Origin of the sequence: uncultured Oribacterium sp., assembly GCF_902481605.1 — a bacterium.
Classification (GTDB): Bacteria; Bacillota; Clostridia; order Lachnospirales; family Lachnospiraceae; genus Oribacterium; species Oribacterium sinus.
Map to the genome: position 1 here is coordinate 1 of NZ_CABSXI010000100.1, position 5,442 is coordinate 5,442.

The window sequence follows — 5,442 nt, forward strand, 5'->3', positions numbered from 1 at the left end:
GCTAAAAGGATTTTTGTTTGTTCTCCTTTAGAAAGCGTTTCAAACTTTCTGTAAACAAGACTCTCATCTACATTTAGCAAATTAAGTTCTCTAAATAATTTCCATTCTTCCTCATCTGATATTAGTTCTTTATATAACTCAATCCCTAATTTTGAAGTGTCACTTAAATTGGGTGGAAATTTAATAAAGTCAACACTTTTGCTGATTTTCCCGCTATAAACTTCTTGGTTTAGAAGTAGCTTAAATAGTGTTGATTTTCCAATTCCATTTCTTCCTATTAACCCTGTTTTCCAGTTTGTATCAAATGAAAATGATACATTTTCAAATATAGGTTTTTCATAGCCATAATATGAGAAACTAAGATTTTCAATTTTAATTGTTGACACAAAAATACCCCCTCAAATTCTAATTGTTGCCGTCTTGACTATTATGTATCTTTTCTTTCCAAAATGGTATAGGCTTTTATTTTTATAATGCTGCAAAACTTTTCTTCTGTAAGGTATTCAAAGGATATTTCCCTTTGCCGCCGCTATTGGAAAGCCAAAAGCAGCGGCTTTTTTACGCGATATGACCGAAAAGACTAGAAAGCAGGATATGTCATCATTTGTCATTTCTTCTCAATGTAATAACTGCATGGCATATCAAGCCAAATACAAGAGAAAAACAGCCACCGCCAAATAGTGATGCTCCCCACCCTGCACCCGACATTGTCATAAAACCGCCAACAAAGAAAATACCAATGCCAAGAAATATCCCGACACCATAAAAAAGTCCAATTGCCATATCATACTTATTAAATTGTCGTTTCTCTTTTTTTCACATGTTTCCATTTTTGTTATTACCTCCTTCGCAAAATCGTCCATGTGGACTCCAAAAAGAAAACAAATTTTTTTCAACGTATTTAAATCGGGTTCATTAACATCTCTCTCCCAATTCGATAGCGCCTGCCGGGTAACATTCAATTCCCCAGCCAGTTCTTCCTGTGTCATTCCCGATTGTGTTCGCAGATGACGTATTTGCTTTCCTGTTGTAATATCCGTCTGTTTCTGGTTCAAAATGGTTCCTCCTCTCTGATGCTGATTTTATCAATGATATTTCGCAATAGCCAGCAATGAACGTTTGCATTGCGCAAGATGTTACATTATCTTCTGAAACATATGCCGGATCTTGTCTAAACGGCTGTTCGGGCGGCGTGGCTGAAACACAGGCTCGCCGGAAGTTTCCTGATACCCTTTTAATTCTGTAATGCAGACACTTCTTCCATTTGTATAAAAATTCAAATCATTTCTATATTCACCAATACAACGGGCAGGGATTTCCCCCTTAAAAATAACTTCATCTTTTTCAAGTCTGGTTGATTCAATGATTGCGCAATACTTTGGTGCGTCATTATAAGCCCGTGAAAGATATTCCTGCGGTGCAAAAAGGGTAAAGGAAAGGTATGGTTCCAACAGTTGTGTTCCTGCTTTTTTCAATGCCTGCTCCAACACGACAGGCGCAAGAAAACGAAAATCAGCGGGGGTGCTGACCGGGCTGTAATAAACTCCATAATCAAAACAAATTTGGCAGTCTGTCACTCCCCAGCCATATAAGCCCTGCTCCATTCCATAACGCACACCCTCCATGACGGCATTTTGAAAACTTTGGTTTAAATAGCCGAGAGATACCTCGCTTTTATATTGTGTTCCGCTTCCAACAGGAAGCGGTGTTACAGTCAAACCAATAGATGCCCAAAACGGATTCGGCGGCACTTCAATATGAATCGTGTAGCTCGCTTTTTTTTGCGGTCTTTCCAGATAAATAACCGAAGGCTCTTTCATAGCCACGCCCACATGATATTTTTCTTCTAATAGCGAACAAATAACTTCTAACTGTACTTTTCCCAAAAAAGATAATATAATCTCATGTGTAACAGTATCAATGTCAAAATGCAAAAGAGGGTCTGTATCAGCAATCTCTGTGAGGGCATTTAACAGGGCTTCCCTTTGCTCCGGCTTTTGCGGCTCTACCGTTGTCCGAAGTAATGGCATGGGATTATCAATCCGTGTTTTGTGAGGCAGGAGTTTTTCATTTCCCAGAATGTCGTTCAGTTTCAAAGTATCATCAGCTAAAATAACAATTTCTCCCGGACAGGCATGGTCAACCGGGACGATTTCACCATTTGACGGAATACACATTTCTGTAATCTTTATTTTTTCCTTTTTTGACAGCAGCAGGGTATCCCGTAAATGGAGCGTCCCATGATACAGGCGTAAATAAGAAAGCCGTTTTTTCCGCTCTGTATACTCAACCTTAAAAACATATCCACATAATTCAGACTGAATATCGTCTGTTTCTGTAATGAAAGTTTCTGTAATCGCTTCAATCAGTTTTTCTGTTCCTAAATTGTCTTTTGCACTCCCATGATAAACAGGAAACAAAGAGCAGCATCTGGTTCTTTTGCACTTTTCATATTGTAATTCCTGTATATCCAAAGAATCCTCTGCAACATATCGTTCTAATAGTTCATCGCTTCCGGAAATAATCATATCCCATTTGTCCAAATCAGAAATATCGGTCATGGTTATCTTTGGCGACAGGGAAACCTCCTGCATGACAATCATATCACTGGTAAGTTTATCTTTAATGCTTTGGTAAACACGCCGCAGGTCGATCCCATTTTGGTCTATCTTATTTATAAAGATAATTGTCGGAATGTCCATTTTCTGAAGCGCATGGAATAATATACGGGTTTGTGCCTGTACGCCGTCTTTTGCCGAAATGACTAAAACAGCTCCGTCAAGGACAGATAAAGAGCGGTATGCTTCGGTTAAAAAATCCATATGACCGGGAGTGTCCACGATATTGATTTTATAATCATTCCAGCAAAAAGAAGTAACCGCTGTCTGAATGGTAATTCCGCGCTGCCGTTCCAAAATCATAGTGTCTGTTCTTGTAGTTCCTTTATCCACGTTTCCTTGTTCCGCAATCGCTCCACTGGTGTACAGCAGGCTTTCCGTCAATGTTGTTTTTCCTGCGTCTACATGGGCGAGAATTCCAATATTGATTATTTTCATGTGATTGTCCTCCTTTTACAGCCCCAAAAGGGCATAAAAATCCCCAGCAGTAAAATACTTTTACCACTGGGGATTATAATTTGCGGACATACACATATACAGCATACACCTGTTTGTGATTGCTGTTTTTCGGATATGTCAAAATTGATAAGGCAAAAGTATTCTTAAATTGGGTACAAAAAACCAAGCCCCCACAAAAGGGACTATCATAATCCTTTGTTCCCACTATTTGATTATAGTTTTATTTAAGAATACCTTGCCGCATATTTTTTACTCCTTTTTTGGAATGATGCTATTATATCACATTAGTTTTAGGAAAGAAAGTACCTAAAAGAAATTTTTCTTCCCCTTATATGTAACAATCATACCGACTTTCTGGCGTTCAGAATGGTTTCTGCTGTCTGCTGTGGTGTTTGGTTGGAATTGTCCAGCCAAAAGCCGATCCGTGGTGTTGTCTGCATAAATGTATCGTATAAGGTTTCAACCGTAAAGCCGGAATAGCCTGTTTTCTCCCTGTATCGTTCCCTTCCTTTTATTGTTTCCACATCTGGACAAAGAACGACAACCTCAACAGGGTATTTATGCGGCACAAAAAATATGTACATGTAACTAATTCAACACATTTATAATTTGAATAGGGACATTATAGCATTTACTAAATACAAATTCAATGTATACGGAAATAAAGATATAAGGCCGGTAGTTTGACAGTTAAATAGTTCCAAAATCTCCTCAGGCCTTGAAAAGCCTGTATTTTTTTGTCAAATTTTATGAAAATATCACTAGCTATATTTGGCTATATATGGTATAATGGGCGCATGGAGGGACTGCGTCATGAAAGTATCTGTATCAAAATCAAAAAATCAGACAATCTATTATCTAAGTAAATCAGTTTGGGTAGATGGTAAATCCACTACTAAGACTATAGAGAAGATTGGTTCGGAAGATGAACTTCTGAAGGTTTGCGGAGATCTTACTCCGCTGGAGTGGGCAAAGCAGTACGCTGCCAAACGCTCCGCAGAAGAAAAAGCTTCAAAAAAAGACATTATGCTTAAGTATTCCTCTTCGACCTTAATTAAGAAAGAAAGCTGCCGTAGCGTAAACGTAGGCTACCTCTTTCTGAAGGACATCTACTATGATTTAAAAATCCATGACATCTGTGCTCAGATTGCCGAAAAGTACAAGTTTGAGTTTGACCTGAATCAAATCCTGTCTATGCTACTTTTCTCTAGGATTATTTATCCCGGGTCCAAGAGATCTTCTCTTGAACTTTCAAAAAAGTTTCTTGAAAAGCCTGACTGCAAGCTCCATCACGTTTACCGTGCACTGGAAATCCTTGCAAAAGAGAATGATTTTTTCCAGTCTCAACTTTACAAGAATTCCGAAATGGTACTGAATCGACATAAAAGAGTTCTTTACTATGACTGCACTAACTATTACTTCGAGATTGAGGAAGCGGATGATTTCAGAAAATATGGTCATTCCAAAGAAAACCGTCCGAATCCGATTGTACAGATGGGGCTATTTATGGATGCAGATGGGATTCCCCTCACCTTCTCCCTCTTTAACGGAAACGAGAATGAACAACCTTCGATGAAACCATTGGAGAAAAAGATTCTTTCTGACTTTGGAATGACGAAGTTTATTGTTTGTACAGATGCAGGGCTATCATCAACTTCAAACCGTGTCTTCAACAACACTCCAAACCGAAAATTTGTTACCACGCAAGCAATCAAAAAGCTGAAAGGATACCTCAAGGATTACTGTCTTGATGAAGACGGATGGCACCTTATTGGAGATAAAAAAGAGTACAAGCTCAGTGAACTAGATGAGGTCGAGAATTACGAGAAGACTTTCTATAAAGACCGGTGGATTAATGAAGACGGTTTGGAGCAACATCTCGTTGTCACCTTTTCCTTTCAATATCGGGACTATATGAGAAAGATACGGAATCGTCAGCTTGAACGCGCTGAAAAGCTCGTCGAAAATCCTTCTTCTCTGAATAAAAAACGTCCAAACGATCCCAAGCGTTTTATACGTCAGAATCACTGTACTTCTGACGGCGAGATTGCAGATAAAATGATCCCTTCGATAGATGAAGATGTTGCCACAGAAGAGGAACGTTATGACGGTTTCTATGCCGTATGCACAAACCTGGAAGATGACGTGGCAACGATTATAAGTATTAATCAAAAACGATGGCAGATTGAAGAATGTTTCCGTATTATGAAGAGTGAATTTCAGGCCAGACCGGTATATCTCAGTAGGAAAGATCGAATCACGGCACATTTCATTACCTGCTTCACCGCCCTGATTCTTTATCGCATTCTAGAGAAGAAGTTAGGTGAGAGTTATACCACTGAAAGCATTATAAGAACACTGAAAG

At 38.8% G+C, this 5,442-nt stretch carries 4 protein-coding genes; 1 reads left to right on the top strand and 3 read right to left on the bottom strand.

The window, feature by feature from the left end:
- From RDQ32_RS10635 to tet(32), 3 genes are all read right to left on the bottom strand, one after another.
- On the bottom strand, positions 1-386 hold a 386-nt coding region (locus RDQ32_RS10635), incomplete at its 3' end, for an ATP-binding cassette domain-containing protein (protein WP_308580457.1).
- Positions 387-710: 324 nt separating this feature from the next.
- Positions 711-1,055, bottom strand: a complete 345-nt coding sequence (locus RDQ32_RS10640) for a helix-turn-helix domain-containing protein (protein ID WP_242978241.1) — start codon at positions 1,053-1,055, stop codon at positions 711-713.
- Positions 1,056-1,136: 81 nt separating this feature from the next.
- On the bottom strand, positions 1,137-3,056 hold the full coding sequence (tet(32), locus tag RDQ32_RS10645) for a tetracycline resistance ribosomal protection protein Tet(32) (RefSeq protein WP_002602099.1): 1,920 nt from the start codon (positions 3,054-3,056) through the stop codon (positions 1,137-1,139).
- Between the two features lie 834 nt (positions 3,057-3,890).
- Here tet(32) and RDQ32_RS10655 point away from each other — a divergent pair.
- Positions 3,891-5,442, top strand: a 1,552-nt coding sequence (locus RDQ32_RS10655; RefSeq protein ID WP_308580458.1) for an IS1634 family transposase, incomplete at its 3' end; no start/stop codon positions are given.